The organism is Xanthomonas hyacinthi (genome assembly GCF_009769165.1).
Lineage (GTDB): Bacteria > Pseudomonadota > Gammaproteobacteria > Xanthomonadales > Xanthomonadaceae > Xanthomonas_A > Xanthomonas_A hyacinthi.
Genome location: NZ_CP043476.1, coordinates 1,533,584 through 1,552,270, shown reverse-complemented (window position 1 = coordinate 1,552,270; position 18,687 = coordinate 1,533,584). Strand labels below are relative to the sequence as shown.

19 protein-coding genes are annotated in these 18,687 nt (G+C 69.3%); 12 read left to right on the top strand and 7 right to left on the bottom strand.

All coding sequences use genetic code 11. From position 1 onward, the window contains the following. The first annotated feature begins 10 nt into the window (after nt 1–10). From ctaD to FZ025_RS06990, 4 genes are read left to right on the top strand one after another with little or no spacing between them, the layout of a single operon-like run. On the top strand, nt 11–1,621 hold the full coding sequence (gene ctaD / locus FZ025_RS07000; RefSeq protein ID WP_104558527.1) for a cytochrome c oxidase subunit I: 1,611 nt from the start codon (nt 11–13) through the stop codon (nt 1,619–1,621). Next, nucleotides 1,621–1,752, top strand: a complete 132-nt coding sequence (locus FZ025_RS22680; RefSeq protein WP_280117179.1) for a hypothetical protein — start codon at nt 1,621–1,623, stop codon at nt 1,750–1,752. The genes ctaD and FZ025_RS22680 overlap by 1 nt, the downstream gene beginning before the upstream one ends. Then, the gene (locus FZ025_RS06995) at nt 1,749–2,339 is read left to right on the top strand and encodes a cytochrome c oxidase assembly protein (RefSeq protein ID WP_046980975.1); all 591 of its coding nucleotides are present in this window, start codon (nt 1,749–1,751) and stop codon (nt 2,337–2,339) included. The genes FZ025_RS22680 and FZ025_RS06995 overlap by 4 nt, the downstream gene beginning before the upstream one ends. Nucleotides 2,340–2,359: 20 nt before the next feature. Further along, the gene (locus FZ025_RS06990; RefSeq protein ID WP_046980974.1) at nt 2,360–3,235 is read left to right on the top strand and encodes a cytochrome c oxidase subunit 3; all 876 of its coding nucleotides are present in this window, start codon (nt 2,360–2,362) and stop codon (nt 3,233–3,235) included. 99 nt (nt 3,236–3,334) lie between these two features. On the opposite strand, the gene FZ025_RS06985 is transcribed toward FZ025_RS06990, so the two are convergent. Continuing rightward, the gene (locus FZ025_RS06985; protein WP_003480622.1) at nt 3,335–3,553 is read right to left on the bottom strand and encodes a twin transmembrane helix small protein; all 219 of its coding nucleotides are present in this window, start codon (nt 3,551–3,553) and stop codon (nt 3,335–3,337) included. 30 nt (nt 3,554–3,583) lie between these two features. On the opposite strand from FZ025_RS06985, the gene FZ025_RS06980 reads away from it, so the two are divergent. From FZ025_RS06980 to cyoE, 4 genes are read left to right on the top strand one after another with little or no spacing between them, the layout of a single operon-like run. Further along, a complete protein-coding gene (locus FZ025_RS06980) occupies nt 3,584–4,342 on the top strand; it encodes an SURF1 family protein (RefSeq protein WP_046980973.1) in 759 nt (252 codons plus the stop codon). Nucleotides 4,343–4,369: 27 nt separating this feature from the next. After that, nucleotides 4,370–4,945, top strand: coding sequence for a hypothetical protein (locus tag FZ025_RS06975; RefSeq protein ID WP_046980972.1), 576 nt, complete (start codon nt 4,370–4,372; stop codon nt 4,943–4,945). 11 nt (nt 4,946–4,956) lie between these two features. Next, nucleotides 4,957–6,120 carry a COX15/CtaA family protein gene (locus FZ025_RS06970; protein WP_046980971.1) on the top strand — a complete coding sequence of 388 codons (1,164 nt, stop codon included), beginning with the start codon at nt 4,957–4,959 and terminating at the stop codon, nt 6,118–6,120. After that, nucleotides 6,117–7,016, top strand: coding sequence for a heme o synthase (gene cyoE, locus FZ025_RS06965; RefSeq protein WP_046980970.1), 900 nt, complete (start codon nt 6,117–6,119; stop codon nt 7,014–7,016). Before FZ025_RS06970 ends, cyoE begins: the two co-directional genes overlap by 4 nt. 425 nt (nt 7,017–7,441) lie before the next feature. Here the strand turns inward: cyoE and FZ025_RS06960 are convergent, their stop codons facing one another. The 6 genes from FZ025_RS06960 to rpsU all read right to left on the bottom strand — a co-directional run bounded on the left by FZ025_RS06960 (nt 7,442) and on the right by rpsU (nt 14,385). Continuing rightward, complete coding sequence (locus FZ025_RS06960; protein ID WP_046980969.1) at nt 7,442–9,028, bottom strand: thioredoxin family protein; 1,587 nt, start codon at nt 9,026–9,028, stop codon at nt 7,442–7,444. A 247-nt stretch (nt 9,029–9,275) separates the two neighbouring features. Then, nucleotides 9,276–10,259, bottom strand: a complete 984-nt coding sequence (locus tag FZ025_RS06955; protein WP_046980977.1) for a bile acid:sodium symporter family protein — start codon at nt 10,257–10,259, stop codon at nt 9,276–9,278. A 297-nt stretch (nt 10,260–10,556) separates the two neighbouring features. Continuing rightward, nucleotides 10,557–12,293, bottom strand: a complete 1,737-nt coding sequence (dnaG, locus tag FZ025_RS06950) for a DNA primase (RefSeq protein ID WP_046980968.1) — start codon at nt 12,291–12,293, stop codon at nt 10,557–10,559. Between the two features lie 67 nt (nt 12,294–12,360). Further along, on the bottom strand, nt 12,361–13,275 hold the full coding sequence (locus FZ025_RS06945) for a YihY/virulence factor BrkB family protein (RefSeq protein WP_046980967.1): 915 nt from the start codon (nt 13,273–13,275) through the stop codon (nt 12,361–12,363). A 146-nt stretch (nt 13,276–13,421) separates the two neighbouring features. Continuing rightward, nucleotides 13,422–13,868, bottom strand: coding sequence for a GatB/YqeY domain-containing protein (locus tag FZ025_RS06940; protein ID WP_046980966.1), 447 nt, complete (start codon nt 13,866–13,868; stop codon nt 13,422–13,424). Between the two features lie 301 nt (nt 13,869–14,169). Beyond that, nucleotides 14,170–14,385: a 30S ribosomal protein S21 gene (gene rpsU, locus FZ025_RS06935; protein ID WP_003465342.1), complete on the bottom strand. Its 216-nt coding sequence runs from the start codon at nt 14,383–14,385 to the stop codon at nt 14,170–14,172. A gap of 121 nt (nt 14,386–14,506) precedes the next feature. On the opposite strand from rpsU, the gene tsaD reads away from it, so the two are divergent. The 4 genes from tsaD to FZ025_RS06915 all read left to right on the top strand — a co-directional run bounded on the left by tsaD (nt 14,507) and on the right by FZ025_RS06915 (nt 18,540). After that, nucleotides 14,507–15,589 (top strand): tRNA (adenosine(37)-N6)-threonylcarbamoyltransferase complex transferase subunit TsaD, encoded by a 1,083-nt coding sequence (tsaD, locus tag FZ025_RS06930; RefSeq protein WP_104558528.1) that lies wholly within the window; start codon nt 14,507–14,509, stop codon nt 15,587–15,589. An 84-nt stretch (nt 15,590–15,673) separates the two neighbouring features. Next, the gene (gene folB / locus FZ025_RS06925) at nt 15,674–16,033 is read left to right on the top strand and encodes a dihydroneopterin aldolase (protein WP_046980963.1); all 360 of its coding nucleotides are present in this window, start codon (nt 15,674–15,676) and stop codon (nt 16,031–16,033) included. A gap of 117 nt (nt 16,034–16,150) precedes the next feature. Continuing rightward, a complete protein-coding gene (locus tag FZ025_RS06920; protein ID WP_046980962.1) occupies nt 16,151–17,599 on the top strand; it encodes a circularly permuted type 2 ATP-grasp protein in 1,449 nt (482 codons plus the stop codon). Further along, the gene (locus tag FZ025_RS06915; RefSeq protein WP_104558529.1) at nt 17,599–18,540 is read left to right on the top strand and encodes an alpha-E domain-containing protein; all 942 of its coding nucleotides are present in this window, start codon (nt 17,599–17,601) and stop codon (nt 18,538–18,540) included. Before FZ025_RS06920 ends, FZ025_RS06915 begins: the two co-directional genes overlap by 1 nt. Nucleotides 18,541–18,687 lie beyond the last annotated feature (147 nt).

Below are 18,687 nucleotides of genomic sequence, written 5' to 3'. Positions count from 1 at the left end.
GGTAGCCGCCATGGCCCATTCCGCAGTCGATCACCACGACGAGCACGGGCATCAGCAGAGCTTCGTGGAACGGTGGTTCTTCTCCACCAACCACAAGGACATCGGTACGCTGTACCTGCTCTTCAGCTTCATCATGTTCATCATCGGCGCAGGGATGAGCGTGGTGATCCGCGCGGAACTGGCGCAACCGGGCCTGCAGTTCGTCAAGCCCGAGTTCTTCAACCAGATGACCACCGTGCATGCGCTGGTGATGATCTTCGGCGGAGTGATGCCGGCCTTCGTCGGCCTGGCCAACTGGATGATCCCGCTGCAGATCGGCGCGCCGGACATGGCCCTGCCGCGCATGAACAACTGGTCGTTCTGGCTGCTGCCGGTGGCCTTCACCCTTCTGCTGCTGACCCTGTTCCTGCCCGGCGGCGCGCCGGCCGGCGGCTGGACCCTGTATCCGCCGCTGTCGCTGCAGGGCGGCTACAACGTGGCCTTCAGCGTGTTCGCGATCCACGTCGCCGGCATCAGTTCGATCATGGGCGCGATCAACATCATCGCCACCGTGCTGAACATGCGCGCGCCCGGCATCGACCTGCTGAAGATGCCGATCTTCTGCTGGGCCTGGCTGATCACTGCGTTCCTGCTGATCGCGGTGATGCCGGTGCTGGCCGGCGCGGTGACCATGCTGCTGACCGACAAGTTCTTCGGCACCAGCTTCTTCAACGCCGCCGGCGGCGGCGACCCGGTGATGTTCCAGCACATCTTCTGGTTCTTCGGCCATCCCGAGGTCTACATCATGATCCTGCCGGCGTTCGGCGTGGTCAGCGAGATCATCCCGACCTTCAGCCGCAAGCCGCTGTTCGGCTACCAGGCGATGGTGTACGCGATCGCGGCGATCGCGTTCCTGAGCTTCATCGTCTGGGCCCACCACATGTTCACCGTGGGCATGCCGCTGGGCGGCGAGATCTACTTCATGTTCGCCACCATGCTGATCTCCATCCCCACCGGGGTGAAGGTGTTCAACTGGGTCAGCACCATGTGGCAGGGCTCGCTGACCTTCGAGGCGCCGATGCTGTGGGCGGTGTCGTTCGTCATCCTGTTCACCATCGGCGGCTTCTCCGGGCTGATGCTGGCGATCGTGCCGGCCGACTTCCAGTATCACGACACCTATTTCGTGGTCGCGCACTTCCATTACGTGCTGGTCACCGGCGCGGTGTTCGGGCTGATCGCCGCGGTCTACTACTGGTGGCCGAAGTGGAGCGGGCGCATGTACAGCGAGGTCTGGGCCAAGTTCCATTTCTGGTGGACGATGCTGTTCGTCAACCTGTTGTTCTTCCCGCAGCACTTCCTCGGCCTGGCCGGCATGCCGCGGCGCATCCCCGACTACAACGTGGTGTTCGCCGACTGGAACCTGGTCAGCTCGATCGGCGCGTTCGGCATGTTCGTCACCCCGTTCCTGATGGCCGGCATTTTGCTGGCGTCGCTGCGCAACGGCGCGCGCGCCGAGGCGCGTTCGTGGGAAGGCGCGCGCGGCCTGGAATGGACCGTGCCGTCGCCGGCGCCGGCGCATACCTTCACCCTGCCGCCGGTGCTCAAGCCCGGCGACCTGGCCCACGACGACATCAGCCACTGATGACCGCGCAACCGCCGCTCGACGACCTGGCCCTGCGCCGCAAGCGCGCCGTGCGCACCGCGCTGCTGATCGGTGCGATCGCGGTGCTGATCTATGCCGGCTTCATCCTGTCCGGGATACTGGGCCGATGAACGTGCCGGCGCCGCGCGTGCACAGCAGCGCCGGGCTGTTCAAGCTGGTCGGCGTGGCGCTGGCGGTGTTCGTGCTGACCTTCTCGCTGGTGCCGCTGTACCGCATCGCCTGCGAAAAGGTGTTCGGCGTGCGCCTGGAGCGCGGCCCGGGCGAAGGCCCGCAGGCGGGCAAGCCGTTGCTCGGCAAGCGCACGGTCAAGGTGGAATTCGACGGCGGAGTGAACTCCAAACTGCCGTGGTCGTTCCATCCGGAACAGCTGACCATGGACGTAGTGCCCGGCGAACTCAATGAAGCGCTGTACTACGCGCGCAACGACAGCGCGCGTGCCATCGTCGGCAGCGCGGTGCCGTCGGTGGCGCCGGCGCGCGCCTCCGGCTACTTCACCAAGACCGAGTGCTTCTGCTTCACTGCGCAGACCCTGCAGGCCGGCGAGAAGCGCGACATGCCGGTGCGCTTCATCGTCGATCCGAACCTGCCCGGCGACATCACCACCATCACCCTGTCGTATACCTTCTTCAAGAACGATGCGCTGAGCGCGGAACTGGGATCGCCGAAACTGGCCGGTTCCGTGCGCGCGGCCCCCTGACCCGACCCGGAATGCCCGCCATGGCCCAGCCCAGCACCGACGCCACCGCCTATTACGTGCCCAGCCACAGCCGCTGGCCGTTCATCGGCTCGATCGCGATGTTCGTGACCATGATCGGCGTGGCCAGTTGGCTCAACGACGCGGCCTGGGGCAAGTGGACCTTCTTCACCGGCATCGCGATGCTGGTGGCGACCTTGTTCATGTGGTTCGGCGACGTGATCCGCGAATCGATCGCCGGCCACTACAACCGCCAGGTCGACGTGTCGTTCCGCATGGGCATGGTCTGGTTCATCTTTTCCGAAGTGATGTTCTTCGGCGCGTTCTTCGGCGCGCTGTTCTACACCCGCACCTTCATCCTGCCGTGGCTGGGCGGCGACGGCGACGGGGTGATGACCAACGCGCTGCTGTGGGACGGCTATTCGGCGGCGTGGCCGACCAACGGCCCGGGCGCGATCGGCGGCCAGTTCCAGACCATCCCGGCGTGGGGCCTGCCGCTGATCAACACGCTGATCCTGCTCAGCTCCGGCGTGACCCTGACCATCGCCCACCACGCCCTGAAGGCCGGCCAGCGCACGCGGCTGCTGGTGTTCCAGGGACTGACCGTGCTGCTGGGCTGCGCCTTCCTGTACTTCCAGGCCGAGGAATACATCCACGCCTACAAGGAACTCAACCTGACCCTGGGTTCGGGCATCTACGGCTCGACCTTCTTCATGCTCACCGGCTTCCACGGCGTGCACGTGTTGCTGGGCACGATCATGCTGCTGGTGATGTGGCTGCGCGCGGCGCGCGGGCATTTCAGCCGCGACAACCACTTCGCCTTCGAAGCGGCGGCGTGGTACTGGCACTTCGTCGACGTGGTGTGGCTGGCGTTGTTCCTGTTCGTCTATGTGCTTTGAGAGCTGGGAATGGGGAGCCGGGAATGGGGAATCGGAAAGGCAGGAGCGCTGCTCTTGCGATTCCCCATTCCCCATTCCCGATTCCCCACTCCCGGCGTCTCAGCGGCCGAGCCCGTGCGGCTTGATCACGCCGGTGTAGATGCCCAGGATCACCAGCAGGATCAGGCACACCGATAGGCCGATGCGCCAGGTCAACGCGTTCACCGTGCGCTTGCTCTGGCCGCGGTCCACCAACAGGTAGTACAGGCCGGCGCCGAGGTTCCACAGAATGACCAGCAGGAACGCGACGATCAGCAGGGTTTTCAGCGAGTCGTTCATGGGCGTCTCGGTGCACGGTATCGCCGCATTATGACCTTGGCCGCGTCCTCGCGCGTCGCTGCGCGCGCGCGCCTGCCGCTGTGGCTGGGCTGGAGCGTCGCGCTGGCGGTGGCGCTGTGTTTCTGCGCGCTCGGCCGCTGGCAATTGCTGCGCATGCACGAGAAACAGGCGCTGCTCGCGCAGGCCGCGCACATCCGCGATCGCCCGCAGGCGCTGGCCGCTGCCCTGCGCGGCGGACGGCCGGCGCAACTGGCCTGGGTGCACGGCAGTGGCCGTTTCCTGCCCGGGCAGATCCTGCTCGACAACCAGCTGCGCGAGGGCCGCAGCGGGGTCAAGATGTACCAGCCGTTCCTGGCCGATGGCGCGCGCGCGCCGCTGCTGGTGGAACTGGGCTGGCTGCCGCTGCCGGCCGATCGCGCGCTGCCGACGCCGGTGCCGCTGCAGGGGCAGTACACGCTGGTCGGCCTGCTCGGGCCGGCGCCGTCGCATGGGCTGGCGCTGGGGCCGGCGCTGGTCGCCGCGCCGGCGCCGCAGCTGTGGCTGGCGATGCGCCTCGAGCCGGCGGCGATCGGCCAGGCGCTGGGACGCCGCGACATTTTGTCGCAGGTGCTGCGCCTGGATCCGGCCCTGCCGCTGGGCTATCCGCGCGACCTGGACATGCTGCCGAACACGCTGCCGCCCGAGCGCCACCTGGGTTACGCGGTGCAATGGTTCGGTCTGGCGCTGGCCGTGCTGATCACCGCGGGCCTGCTCAGCTGGCGCGCGCGCAAGGGGCGGGGCGGGCGCTGAGCGCGCGCGCATGAGAAAATCCCCGGCATGAATGCCTCCCCCTCGGCTCCACGCCAGGCGACCGCGCGCGGCCGCTGGACGTTGATCGCGCTGTTCGCCCTGTTCTTCGGCTCGATGCTGGTCGCCGGTGCGCTGCGTTTTTCCGGCTGGCAACCGCCCGGCAACCGCAATCACGGCGAGTTGCTGCAGCCGCCGGCCGATCTGCGCGCGCTGCAGCCGCGGCTCGAGGACGGCCGCGTCTACGCCTGGCAGCCGCAGCAGCGGCTGTGGCGTATCGCGCTGGCGCCGCCGCGCGACTGCGGCAGCGCCTGCGAGGCGTTGGCACGCGATCTGGACAAGGTCTGGCAGCTGTTCGGCCACGATGCCGACCACGTGCAGATCCTGTGGATCGGCGCGCCGCCGCCGACGCTGCGCGCGCTGCCGCAGCTGCGCGTGCTGCGCGCCGACGCGGCGCTGCTGGCCGGCCTGCCGCGCGTGCACGATGCGGCCGGGGTGCCGGTCTATGTGATCGATCCGAACGGCTTCGTGGTGCTGCGCTACGCGCCGGGCTTCGACCCGGCCGGGCTGCGCGCGGATGTGTCGAAGCTGCTGAAACTCCTGTGAGTCGTCCCCCTATGAACCTGTTCGCGCCGCCGGCGCTGTTTCGGCACTTCCACCGCATGGCCTGGCTGGCGGCGCTGTTCACCGCCAGCACGATCATGTTCGGTTCGTTCGTGCGCCTGTCCGATGCGGGCATGAGCTGCCCGGACTGGCCGACCTGCTATGGCCGGGTGACCTGGCCACAGACCAGCGACGAGGCCAACACGCATGCGGCCAGCAAGATCCGCCCGCTGGAGACGCACAAGGCCTGGCGCGAGCAGGTGCACCGCTTCCTGGCCGGGGCGCTGGGCGTGGAAGTGCTGGTGCTGTCGCTGCTGGCCGCGCGCCGGCGGCGCCTGGGCATCGCCCAGATCGTCGGCGCCGCGCTGCTGGTGGCGCTGTCGATCCCGCTGTACATGTCCGGCTGGCCATCGCTGGCGATGGCGCTGGCCGCTGCCGGCGAAGCGATCCTGTTGCTGGCGGCGCTGCGCTGGTCCAATAGCGACCTGGCGCGCGCGGCGGTGCTGACCCTGGCGGTGGTGATCTTCCAGGCGCTGCTCGGCATGTGGACGGTGACCCTGCTGCTCAAGCCGATCGTGGTGATGGGGCATCTGCTCGGCGGCCTGTTGATGTTCTCGCTGCTGGTGTGGATGGCCTGGCGCGCCACCCACCTGCCGATCACCCTGGCCGATGCGGCGCGGCTGAAGTGGCTGCTGCGCCTCGGCGTGGCGCTGCTGGCGCTGCAGATCGCGCTCGGCGGCTGGGTCAGCGCCAACTACGCGGCGCTGGCCTGCGGCGGCGGCAGCTGGTCGGCCGACAACTTCCCGCGCTGCGTCAGCCAGTGGTGGCCGCCGCACGATTTCCGCGCAGGCTTCACCCTGTGGCGCGGCATCGGCGTGGACTACGAAGGCGGCGTGCTCGACGGCGCGGCGCGCATCGCGATCCAGATGGCGCACCGGATGATGGCGCTGCTGGTGGCGGCCTATCTGCTGTGGCTGGGCTGGCGGCTGAGCCGCTCGCCGGGCATGCGCGGCTGGGCGGCGGCGCTGGCGCTGCTGCTGCTGGCGCAGGTCAGCCTGGGCATCCTCAACGTCAAGCTGGCGCTGCCGCTGCCGGTGGCGGTGCTGCACAACGCCGGCGCGGTGGCGCTGCTGTTCGTGCTGGTGTCGCTGCTGGCGCGGCTGCGGGCGCCGCAATGAGCGCCAAGGGCATGCATTGGCGCGACTATTGGGATCTGACCAAGCCCAAGGTGGTGGCGCTGATCGTGTTCACCGCGCTGGTCGGCATGTGCCTGGCGGTTCCCGGCGTGCCGACCAGGGCGCAGGTGCGCACTGGCTTGATCGGCTTCTTCGGCATCTGGCTGGCGGCGTCGGCCGCGGCGGCGATCAACCAGTTGCTGGACGCGCGCATCGACGCGCAGATGGCGCGCACCTCGTGGCGGCCGCTGGTGGTGGGCAAGGTGCTGCCGTGGCAGGTGCTGCTGTTCGCCACGCTGCTGACCGCGCTGTCGATGGCGATCCTGGTGATCTGGGTCAACACCATCACCGCGGTGCTGACCTTCGCCTCGCTGATCGGCTATGCGGTGATCTACACCGTGTTCCTCAAGCGCACCACGCCGCAGAACATCGTCATCGGCGGCCTAGCCGGCGCCGCGCCGCCGCTGCTCGGCTGGGCCGCGATCACCGGCATGCAGGGCCAGTGGGACTGGGCCTACGCCTCGCTGCTGGTGCTGATCATCTTCGTGTGGACGCCGCCGCACTTCTGGGCGCTGGCGATCTTCCGCCGCGCCGACTACGCCAAGGCGTCGGTGCCGATGCTGCCGGTCACCCACGGCGTGGCGCATACGCGCAAGCAGATCCTGGTGTACACGCTGCTGCTGGTGGTGGCGACGCTGCTGCCGGCGGCGGTGGGCATGAGCGGCGTGTTCTATCTCGGCGGCACGCTGGTGCTCGACGCGGTGTTCGTCTGGTACGCCTGGCGCATGCTCGATCCGCCGGACGAGATGTTCTCGATGCGCATGTTCGGCTATTCGATCGTGTACCTGATGGCGCTGTTCGCGTTCCTGCTGGTGGATCACTGGCTGCTGCCGGGCTGAGCGGCCCGGGGAGTCTGTATGCAGCGGCTGCGGCGGTGATGTGCGCAGCCGGCGACTGGCTGGCTGCGGATGCCGTCGGGGCTGAAGCCCCTCCTACAGTGCACCCGGCAAGCCGGTCGCAAGTCCTGTGTGCGAGCGACTTCATTCGCGATGAACGAAGTCATGGATCTGCCCTGTTGTAGGAGCGGTTTCAACCGCGACGAGCGGAGTGGTCCAGCTATCCGGCTTCGGAACCTGTCGGGACTGATGGCCCAAGGCCACCCAGAGTCCCTCCTACAGTGCACCCAGCAAGCTGGTCGCAAGTTCCTGCTGGAGCGACTCCGGCGGCCTCGACCCATCAGTCGCGACGAGCGAAGCGGTCGACCTGGCGGCGGCGACTAGCTGGGGCTGGCATAGCCGCAGGTTTTCCTGCTTCGGATCGTCGCTCAGCTCAGCCAGTGCTGGCAGCTGTCGCGGTCCTGGCTGCCGCAGCTTTCCTGCATCTTGTGCTGCAGCCGCGCGAGCACCGCGCTGCCGCCATGGCCCTTGCTCCAACCTTGCAGGGTCTTGGCCAGCGTGTCGAAGCGCTGCCGGGTGCGCTGGTGGTAGCCGCCGGGCTGTGCGGCCAGTTCGGCGACGACCTGGCCGGCCGCGGCCTCGATCGCGGCCGCATTGTCCGGCTGCAGCCGGATCAGGCCATCGACGTAGAGCACGCCCCACTGCACCCGGGTGGCGGGGCCTTCGGCGCTCTCGTAGGCCTTCTTCAGCCAGTACAGCGCGGTCTGCTTGTCGCCGCGCGCCTCGGCCAGGCCGGCCAGTTCCGGCATGTAGTAGTACGGCGTCTTGCTGTGCCCCAGTTCGGCCAGCAGCAGCTGTTCGGCGCCGGTGCGGTCGCCGGCGTCGTCGAGCAGGCCGGCGGCGGTGCTGATCGTGGACTGGCGTTCGTAGTCGGTCTTGGCCGCCTGCTCGGCCCACTGCACGCGTTGCTGCACCTTGGCGACCACCGCGGCCGGCAGCGGCGGATGCGGCGTATCGCCCGGGTCGGCCGGCTGGCCCTGCGCCAGCCGCGCCAGCTGGATGTCGGCGTACGCGGTATCCAGACGATCGCTGATCGGCAGGCTGCTGTCGGCATAGACCCGGTCCAGCGCGCCGGTCAGCGCGTTGGACAATGTGGTCCGCTCGCTGGCATCGGCGGCCGCGGCCTGCACCAGTTCGCGGGCGGAATAGGTCAGCGTGCTGCGGTTGGCGCGGACTTCGGCCGGATCGGCCAGCACCGCCTGCAGCAGGCTGCGATCGGCGGCGCGGCGCTTGGCGTCCGCCACGCCGGCCTTGTCCGGATCCTGCGCGGCCAGCGCCAGCAGCGCGAAGCGGCGTTGCAGCGCCGGTTGCGGCGCGGCGGCGGCCAGCTGCGCGAGCACGCCGGCGGCCTGCTCCGGCTTGATCAGCTGGTTGGCGTCCACCGCCCAACCGTACTCGCCGAGCAGGGTCCAGTCGTCGGCGTCGAGCGTGGCCGGTGCGTGCAGCGCCTTCTGCAGCAACTGCGCCGAGCTGGTGGTGCGGGTCGCGGCCACGCGCAAGGCCTCGGCCAGGCGCGCGGTGTCGCTGTCGCCGGCCAGGCGGGTGACCTCGCTGCGGTCCGGGCGCAGCACGATGATGGTCGGATAGCCCTTGATCCCGAAGCGTTCGCCCCAGGCCTGCGCGCCTTGCGAATCGCCGTCCAGGTGCACCGCGACGAAGGCGCGGGTGCGGGCGATGAAGGCCGGGTCCTTGAACAGGGTGGCCTTGAGCCGGTTGCACGGCGGGCACCAGGCCGCGCCCCAGTACAGCAGCACCGGCTTGTTCTGCTCGCGCGCTTCGGCGAAGGCATCGTCGACGTCGCCCTCGCGCCAGGCGATGCCGGCGCTGTCGGGCGCCTTGGCCGATGTGGCGGCCTGCGGCTTGGCGGGAGCGGGCGGCTTGTCGCAGCCGCCCAGCGCCAGCGCTGCGGCCAGGCTGGCGGACCTCATCACGGAAAGGCGGAGCGTGCGGCGCATACGTCGGTCACCGGGTGGAGAGGGGCGGCGGCGCACGCCGTGCAGGCCATGGCACCAATCGCGCACTGTACCCAGCGGCTGGCGCCGCGGGGACCTGGCGGACATGCCGGTTGCGCATCTGCATATGCCGCGATTCAGCAGCAGCGCGCGGCGCCGTGCGGGCGCTGGCGACGGCGCGGCCTGCATTGCGCAGTCTTCCGGTTTCGCCAGCGCGCAAGCCGATGCATCGCTGCCCGGCGCACCGTGCTTAGCCGCGCTGCGCGGCCCGGCCGTCGCGCGCATAGCGCTGCGCGACGAAGGCGCAGACGATCAGCTGGATCTGGTGGTAGATCATCACCGGCAGCACGATCGCGCCCAGGCTGCCGCTGGCGAACAGCACCTTGGCCATCGGCACGCCGGTGGCCAGGCTCTTCTTCGAGCCGCAGAACACGATCGGGATCTCGTCGTGGCGGCCGAAGCCCAGCCGCCGCGCGGCGAAGGTGATCAGCGCCATCGCCAGCGCCAGCAGCAGCGCGGCCACCAGCGCCACGCCGAGCAGTGCCGGCAACGGCGTCTTGCGCCACAGGCCTTCGATCACCGCGGCACTGAAGGCGGTGTACACCACCAGCAGGATCACCCCCTGGTCGGTGTAGCGCAGCACCGCGCGGCGCCGTTCGACCCAGGCGCCGACCCAGGGCCGCAGCAGGTGGCCGGCCACGAACGGCACCAGCAGCTGCAGCATGATCTTGCCCATCGCCTCCAGCGGGTTGGCCATCGCGCTTTGCGCGCCGGCCAGCAGGCCCATCAGCAGCGGCGTCAGGAACACCCCGAGCAGGCTCGACAGCGAGGCGCTGCACACCGCCGCCGGCACGTTGCCGCCGGCCATCGAGGTGAACGCGATCGACGACTGCACGGTAGACGGCAGCGTGCACAGGAACAGCACGCCGATATACAGCTCCGGGGTCAGCAGCCAGTGCGACAGCGGCTTGAGCAGCAGTCCCAGCAGCGGGAACAGCACGAAGGTGGCGGCGAGGATGGTCAGGTGCAGGCGCCAGTGCAGCGCGCCGGCGACGATTGCCTCGCGCGACAGGCGCGCGCCGTGCAGGAAGAACAGCGCGGCGATGGCGATGTCGGTGACGGCGTCCATGATCGCCGCGGCCTGCCCGCGCACCGGCAGCAGCGAGGCCAGCAGCACGGTGCCGAGCAGGGCCAGGGTGAACGGTTCGATGCGGAGTTTTTTCAGCAGGCTCATCGGGGAGGGAATCTCGGCGAAGGGGGCCGCCGGCAGCGGCGGCGCGGGAAGTGCGATGGCGATGCTGCGTGCCGAACTACGCCGTCGTGCGGATGGCGCGCGACCGCGGCGATAGCGCAGGACGCGGTTGCGCCGCGTGTAGGCCATCGTAGACCACGGACGGCGGCGAGGGCCGCGTGCGAGCGCGCGAGCGCGCTGCGGATCGCATGCGCCGCACGCCGCGCCCGGTGCCGGTCGTCCATGCACGCAAGCCGCGCCGGCACGGCACGCATCCTGGTCGCAGGCAGGCGCATCACGTCAGCGCGCACCGGGGCGCAGCCGCAGCAGCTCGCGCAGTTCGTACTTGTCGGTTTCGTCCAGGCCCTGCGCGCGCTGCTTGGCCTGCAGTTCCTCCAGTCGCTGCTGCAGGGTCTGCCGCTCCAACTGCACCACCACGTCGTGCAGTTCCTGGCGCCAGCTGGCGGTCTCGCCGGGAATCTCCTGCACCGCCAGCTTCTGCAGCGCGGGCAGTTCCTCGCGTTCGTGGAAGTGCTCTAGCAGGGCGCCGGTGGAGATGTCCGGGCGCGTGTGCACGATCTGCAGCAGCTCGAGCATCAGTTCGATGCCGGGCAGGCGCAGGCCGGCGAACGGGTAGGGCGGGGGCAGGTCCAGCGCCAGCGAGGGCGTATGCAGCAGGCGCACGATCGCCTCGCGCACCAGGCTGCGCTTTTGCGTCGGCCGTGCCGCGCGCGGCGGCGGCTTGGCCAGCTGTGCGGCGGCGGGCGCGGGGCCGCCGATGCCGGTGATCTCGGCCAGGCGCTGGCGCATCAGGTCGCCGAAGGCGCCATCGGGGATCTGCGCCAGCATCGGCCGTGCGCGCTCGGCCAGCCGCGCCTTGCCGTCGAGCGTGGCCAGGTTGACCTCGCGCGACAGCTCGTCGAAGAAGAACTGCGACAGCGGCGTGGCCTGCTGCAGGCGCGCGGCGAAACCGTCGGCGCCTTCCTTGCGCACGATGCTGTCCGGGTCCTCGCCGTCGGGCAGGAACAGGAAGAACGCCTGGCGCCCGTCCTTCATCCGCGGCAGCACCGATTCCAGCGCCTTCCAGCCGGCGCGGCGGCCGGCGGCGTCGCCGTCGAAGCAGAAGAACACGTCCGGCGCATTGCGGAACAGCAGCTCGGCGTGCTCGGAGGTGGTCGCGGTGCCCAGCGTCGCCACCGCCTGGGTGACGCCGAACTGGAACAGCGAGACCACGTCCATGTAGCCCTCGACGACGATCAGCCGCTCGATCTTCTGGTTGGCCTGGCGCACCTGCCACAGGCCGTACAGCTCGCGGCCCTTGTGGAACAGCGCGGTCTCCGGCGAGTTCAGGTACTTGGGGCCGTCGTCCTTGTCCATGACCCGGCCGCCGAAGGCGATGACCCGGCCGCGGCGGTCGAAGATCGGGAACATGACCCGGTCGCGGAACTTGTCGTAGACGTGGCCGCGCTCGTTCTTGGAGAACAGCCCGGCGCGCTCGAGCAGCTTGTGGCGGCGCTCGTCGGTGCCCAGCGCGTCCTTCAGCGCGCTGTAGCCGTCCGGCGCGTAGCCGATCTGGAAGCGCGCGCGGTTGTCCGCGTCCACGCCGCGGCCGTCGAGGTAGCCGCGCGCCTTGTCGCTGGACTCGAGCTGGCGCTGGAAGAACTTCGCCGCCGCGTCCAGCGCCGAATACAGGTCGCGATGGTCGTCGCCGGCGGCCTGCGCGGCGCCGCGCTGCTGCGCGTCGCGCGGCACTTCCATGCCGGCGCGCTTGGCCAGCTCGTCGACCGCGTCGAGGAACTCGAGGCGGTCGTAATTCATCAGGAAGCTGATCGCGGTGCCGTGCGCGCCGCAGCCGAAGCAGTGGTAGAACTGCTTGGTCGGCGACACCGTGAACGAGGCCGAACGCTCGTCGTGGAACGGGCAGCGCGCCGCGTATTCCTTGCCCTGGCGCTTCAGCGGCACGCGCGTGCCGACCACCTCGACGATGTCGGTGCGGGCGAGCAGGTCGTCGATGAACGCGTCGGGGATGCGGGCCATGGGCGATAGGATGCCATGCGTCCGCGCCGCCGCCACGGATCGGGCCGCAAACCCTGGCGTTGCGGTGCTACAGCTGCGGCGGAATCGCGGTGATCGCGCTGGCGTCGATCCCGGCCGCGGCGAGCGTGCGCCGCGAGCGCAGGCGTTCGTCGATCACCGCGGTGATCAGCGCGCCGACGAAGAACACCACGGTGGCGTAGTAGATCCACACCAGCAGGATCACCAGCGCGCCCATCGAGCCGTAGGCGCTGCCCGGCGCGGCGGTGGCGATGTATGCGCCGATCGCATAGCGGCCGGCCACGAACAGGCAGGCGGTGATGGCGCCGCCGATGAACGCCTGGCGCCATTCCACGCGCCGGTCCGGCAGGTAGTGGTAGAGCACGGCGAAGGCCAGGATGTAGATCGCCAGCGTGGAGGCGTAGCCCACTGCCGGCAGCAGCGAGGGCAGGCGCGCGAACAGCACTTGCACCACCGTGGTCAGGATCATCGAGATCAGCAGCAGAAAGCCAAGCCCCAGCACCACGCCGAAGGAGAACACGCGCTTTTTCAGCCATGCCACGATGCCTTCCAGGCGCTGCTTGTCGGTGCGGAAGATCAGGTTCAGCGCGTTCTGCAGCTGCGCGAACACCGCGGTGGCGCCGACGAACAGCAGCAGCGTGCTCCACAGCCCGGCCAGCGAGCCGACGTTGGGCTGGTTCTTGGCGTTGTCGATGATGGTCTGCGCCACTTCGCGCGCGCCATGCCCGGCCAGCTGCCCGATCTGTTCGATGAAGGCCTGCTGCGCCTGCGGGTACAGCGAGGCGGTCAGCCACAGCAGCAACACCAGCAGCGGCGCCAGCGACAGCAGGGCGTAGAACGACAGCGAGGCCGCCTGGGTCATCACGTCGATCTCGACGAAACGCCGCAGCAGCGCCGCCGGCAGGCTCTGCTGCAGGCGTTCCAGGTGTTTGTGCAGGCGGGCACTCGACAACGGCAGGGACATGGGAACGGGAACGGCCTTGCAACGGGCGCGGCATCGCGATGCCGGCCCGCGTGTGCGCGAAAAGGTGTCGCAGGCTCGCCGGCGTTGTAGCAGCCCGGCGCCGAAAGGCGGGTGAAGTCGCCCGACCGGGAACGCCCGCCGCCGGATCAGCCGGCCAGCTGCTGCTTGACCAGCACCGAGACCAGGCCCATGTCGGCCTTGCCGGCCAGCGCCGGCTTCAGCGCGCCCATCAGCTTGCCCATGTCGGCCGGGCCGCTGGCGCCGGTCTGCGCGATCGCGGCCTGGATCGCGGCGAGGATCTCCGCCTCGCCGAGCTTGGCCGGCAGGTAGCGCTCGATCACCACGATCTCCTCGCGCTCGATCGCCGCCAGGTCCTCGCGGCCGGCGGCGGCGTACTGGTTCACCGAGTCCTTGCGCTGCTTGACCATCTTGTCCATCACCGCCAGCACCGCGGCGTCGTCCAGCACCGCGCGCTCGTCCACTTCCTTCTGCTGGATCGCGGCGTTGATCAGCCGGATCACGCCCAGGCTGTGCGTGTCGCGGGCCTTCATCGCGGCCTTCATGTCGTCGGTGAGCTGCTGTTTGAGGGTCATGAGGGACTCCAAAGGGAAGGGAAAAAAGGGGGGCGTTCTAGGCGCTGCGCTGTATCGGCCCGGAAAGGACGATGGTGGCCGCTGGCAAAGGGCGCGGCGCCGGCAGGTGCACCGCGTGGCCGGTCTCGATCGCGCGGCGGGTGTCGATGCGCGGCGGTTGCGCCGGGCACGGAGCCGCCAATGCGGCCGAGCGTGAATCGAGCCTACACAAAAAGCCGGCGACGCTTGCGCGTGCCGGCTTCGTGGGCTTAACGTAGCGGATGCCGAAACCGGCACAACCCGCTACCGCAAACCGCGATCCTCAGTACAGACGCTGGCGCTTGGTGACGTCGCGAGACGTCCGGCGCAGCTGACGCTTCACCGCAGCTGCGGCCTTGCGCTTGCGTTCCTGGGTCGGCTTTTCGTAGAACTCGCGCTTGCGGGTTTCGGCCAGCACGCCGGCCTTTTCGCAGGTGCGCTTGAAGCGACGGAGCGCAAACTCGAAGGGCTCGTTCTCGCGGACTTTGACGCTGGGCATGGAATCTCCGGGACACAATGGTGACCGGGTCACGCCCGGCGAGCCGCACATTATAGCGACTGATTTCCTGGCTGCAAGCGGGGCGTTTGCCTGCCGCCGATTCGGCCCCACAATGGCAGGCATGAGAGTCCTCGGCATCGAATCCAGTTGCGATGAAACCGGCGTCGCCGTCTACGACACCGCCCTGTCCGGCGCGGCCGCGCTGCGCGCGCATGGGCTGTACAGCCAGATCGCGCTGCACGCCGAATACGGCGGGGTGGTGCCGGAACTGGCCAGCCGCGACCACGTGCGCAAGCTGCTGCCGCTGATCCGCCAGACCCTGGCCGAGGCCGGGCTGCGCGTGCGCGACCTGGATGGGGTGGCCTATACCGCCGGCCCGGGCCTGGTCGGCGCGCTGCTGGTCGGCGCCGGCATGGCCCGCGCGCTGGCCTGGGCGCTGGAGGTGCCGGCGATCGGCGTCCACCATATGGAAGGCCACCTGCTGGCGCCGCTGATGGAGGATCCGGATCCGGTGCACGGCGTGCCGGCGCCGCCGTTCGTGGCGCTGCTGGTGTCCGGCGGGCATACCCAATTGATCGCGGTTGAGGCGATCGGCCAGTACCGCCTGCTCGGCGAGACCCTGGACGACGCCGCCGGCGAGGCCTTCGACAAGACCGCCAAGATGATGGGCCTGCCGTACCCGGGCGGCCCGCAGCTGGCCGCGCTGGCCGCGCTGGGCACGCCGGGGCGGTACCGCTTCGCGCGGCCGATGACCGACCGGCCCGGGCTGGATTTCAGTTTCTCCGGACTCAAGACCCAGGTGCTGCTGGCCTGGCGCGGCAGCGACCAGAGCGAGGGCACCCGCGCCGACATCGCCCGCGGTTTCGAGGATGCGGTGGTGGACACGCTGGCGATCAAGTGCGAGCGCGCGCTGCAGGCGGCGGGCAGCGCCACCATCGTGGTCGCCGGCGGCGTCGGCGCCAACCTGCGCCTGCGCGCCAAGCTGCAGGCGATGGCGCAGGCGCGCGGCGGCCGCGCCTGCTTCCCGCGTCCGGCGCTGTGCACCGACAACGGCGCGATGATCGCCTTCGCCGGCGCGCTGCGCCTGCAGGCCGGCCAGTCCAGCGACGCGGCGGTACGGGTGACGCCGCGCTGGGACATGGCGTCGCTGCCGCCGTTGGCGGCGGCGGCGGGAGAATCGGGAATGGGGAATGGGGAATCGTAAAAGCGGGCTACGTGCGGCCTTTGCGTCTGTTTTTGCGTTTGCTCTTACCATTCCCCATTCTCGGTTCCCCATTCCCAGCTCCCCATGGATAAAGTCTTCATCGAAGGTCTAGAGATCGACGCGCTGATCGGCATCTACGATTGGGAGCGGCGGATCCGGCAGACGCTGCGCTTCGATCTGGAGATGGGCTTCGACAACCGCGTGCCGGCGGCCAGCGACGACATCGCCGATACGCTCAACTACAAGGCGGTCGGCAAGCGCCTGGTGGAGCTGGTCGAGCAGTCCGACTACGGGCTGGTGGAGACGCTGGCCGAGCGCTGCGCGGCCGCGGTGCTGGCCGAGTTCGACGTGCGCTGGCTGCGGCTGAAGCTGAGCAAGCCGGGCGCGGTGCGCGGTGCGCAGGCGGTGGGCGTGATCATCGAGCGCAGCCGCGACGCCGGCTGAGCGCGGCCGGCCGCGGCCTCGCCGCGGCCGCTTGACGCTCATTCCGGTTCCGGGCATGTTGCTGTGCAACGCAACACTCGGCCGACCGCGCCTGGTGGCGTACACCGACGGGGCACGATGGACTGGAGCAAGTACCGCACGGCCACCTACGACGAGCTGATCCAGGCAGATGGTCAGCCGCGTCCGGCCGCCCGCCGGGTCATCGAATACCTGTCCAGCCTGTCCGGGCGCGAACTGTCCGAGCGCCAGCTCGCCGCCGATGTCGCCGCGCGGGTCATGGGCATCACCTTCACCGTCTATTCCGACGGCCGCAACGTCGATCGCACGCTGCCGTTCGACCTGATTCCGCGGGTGATCCCGCTGCGCGAATGGCAGCGCACCGAGGCCGGGCTGAAGCAGCGCATGCGCGCGCTCAACCTGTTCATCGGCGATGTCTACGGCGCGCAGCGCATCGTCAAGGACAAGGTGTTCCCGGCGATGCTGCTGGAGCATTCGGTGAACTTCCGCCCGCAATGCGTGGGCATTACCCCGGCGCTGGGGGTGTGGGCGCATATCTGCGGCTCGGACCTGGTGCGCGACGCCGACGGCACGCTGTACGCGCTGGAAGACAACCTGCGCATTCCCAGCGGCGTGTCGTACATGCTGGAAAACCGCATGGTCGCCAAGCGCGTGTTCCCGGAGCTGTTCGAGACCAGCGCGATCCTGCCGGTGGACGAGTATCCGGCGCAGTTGTACGACACCCTGGCCGCGCTGTCGCCGCGCCCGGGCGACCAGCCGGTGATCGCGCTGCTGACCCCGGGCATCTTCAACAGCGCCTATTTCGAGCACGCCTACCTGGCGCAGGCGATGGGCATCGAACTGGTCGAGGGCGACGACCTGTTCGTCGCCGACGACGACTGCACCTACATGCGCACCATCTACGGGCCGCGCCGGGTCGATGTGATCTATCGCCGGGTCGACGATCTGTTCATCGATCCGGAGGTGTTCCACCCCGAGTCGGTGCTCGGCGTGCCCGGGCTGATCCGCAGCTGGCGCGCCGGCAAGGTGGCGCTGGCCAATGCGCCCGGCGCCGGCGTGGCCGACGACAAGGTGGTGTTCGCCTACGTGCCGAAGATGATCCGCTATTACCTGGACGAGGAGCCGATCCTGCCCAACGTGCCCAGCTACCTGTGCCACGACGACAAGGACTGCAAGTACGTGCTCGAGCACCTCGACCAGCTGGTGGTGAAGCCGGCCAACGAATCCGGCGGCTACGGCATGCTGATCGGGCCGCGCTCGACCAAGCGCCAGCGCGACGAGTTCCGCAAGCTGATCCAGGCCGATCCGCGCAACTATATGGCGCAGCCGACGCTGGGCCTGTCCACCGCGCCGATCGTGACCGAGGTCGGCCCGTCGGCGCGGCATCTGGACCTGCGCCCGTTCATCCTGTCGCGCGAGGACGTCTACGTCACCACCGGCGGGCTGACCCGGGTGGCGATGGAAGAGGGCTCGCTGGTGGTCAATTCCTCGCAGGGCGGCGGCGCCAAGGACACCTGGGTGGTGGACCTGGACGAGGAGACGGACTGATGCTCTCGCGGGTCGCCGACAACCTCTACTGGTTCAGCCGGCATGTGCGCCGCGCCGAAACCACGGCGCGGCTGGTCGGGGTGGGCAGCCTGCTGCAGCTGGACCTGCCGCGCTCGGTGCGTTTCGCCTGGCGGCCGATGATCGATACGGTCGGCGCCGGCGAGATCTTCAACGTCTGGTTCCCGCAGGCCGGCGACGATGTCGGCGACGCCGACGTGGTGCGCTTCCTGCTGCTGGATGAGCGCAATCCGTCCTCGCTGCGCAGTTCGGCGCGGCAGGCGCGCGAACTGCTGCGCGGCATCCGCGACACGCTGCCGCAGGAAGTGTGGGAGGCGGTCAACGACCTGCACCTGTACATCGACGCCAACGGCGAGCGCAGTGTCGGCCGCCGCTACCGGATGGAGTTCCTCGGCCACGTCACCGACGCCTGCCTGAAGGTGTCCGGCCTGCTCACCGCCAACGTCAGCCGCGACATCGGCTTCCAGTTCCTGCGCCTGGGCACGGCGATCGAACAGGCCGACATGACCACGCGCATCATCGATGCCGGCGCCTCGGGCCTGATCACGCCGCGCAAGGCCGACGATCTGGAGGCCTACCAGAACATGCAGTGGATGAGCGTGCTGCGCTCGCTGGCCGCCTACCAGATGTACCGGCGCCACGTGCGCCAGCGCGTCACCGGCGAGCACGCGCTGCGCTTCCTGCTGCAGAACAACGATTTCCCGCGCAGCGTGCATTTCTGCCTGTCCCGCGCCCAGCACATCCTGCCGACGATGCCCTCGCGGCCGAACGTGGAGCGCGCGCTGATGCGGATCAACGGGCTGGTGCGCAATGCCGACCCGGCCTATCTGGCGCATCACAATTCGGCCGAGTTCATGGACGAGATCCAGACCCACCTGGGCTACCTGCATACCGCGATCGCCGAGGCCTATTTCAGTTCGTGAGGCGGCCGCGGCCGGCATGGCGCCGGCCGCGCATCGCCGCCGAGGGCGGTGCGGGCAAGGTGTCGCAAGATGTTTGAGATGCAGTCCGGCCGTCGCTGAAGGGAAGCGCAGGCGCGATCGCCGTCGCTGGCAGGTACTGCGTGCCGG